Source organism: Treponema sp. UBA785 (assembly GCF_002297065.1).
Classification (GTDB): domain Bacteria; phylum Spirochaetota; class Spirochaetia; order Treponematales; family Treponemataceae; genus Treponema_D.
Genome location: NZ_DBJD01000091.1, coordinates 39,381 through 39,758 on the forward strand (window position 1 = coordinate 39,381; position 378 = coordinate 39,758).

Consider the following 378-nt stretch of genomic DNA (forward strand, 5'->3'; position numbering starts at 1 on the left):
TTCGTTGCGAAACAACTTAAAAAGCCAATGCTAAAACTGAAGTTTTAATTTTGACTTTTTATGGGAGTAAAAAATGGAAGCGGAAAAATTTAACTCGCCTTTTAAAGGACGTTCACTCTTAACATGGGCAGACTATTCTCCAAAAGAAATTTTACAGTTTCTCGACTACGCAATTCTCGCAAAAAAACAGGCGCACAATAAAGAAATTCATCAAAGATTTTTAGGAAAAACAATCGCCCTTATCTTCGAAAAGCGCTCTACACGTACACGCTCATCTTTTGAAACTGCATTTGGCGAAGAAGGCGGCCATCCAGTATTTATGTCAACACAAGACATTCAACTTGGCGGAAAAGAAAGCGTAAAAGACACCGCAAGAGT

General features: G+C 37.8%; 1 pseudogene. It reads left to right on the forward strand.

The annotated features are described in order from the left end of the window. Nucleotides 1–73: 73 nt before the first annotated feature. A pseudogene (locus B2X33_RS08355) lies at nt 74–378 on the forward strand (ornithine carbamoyltransferase); the annotation flags it as partial.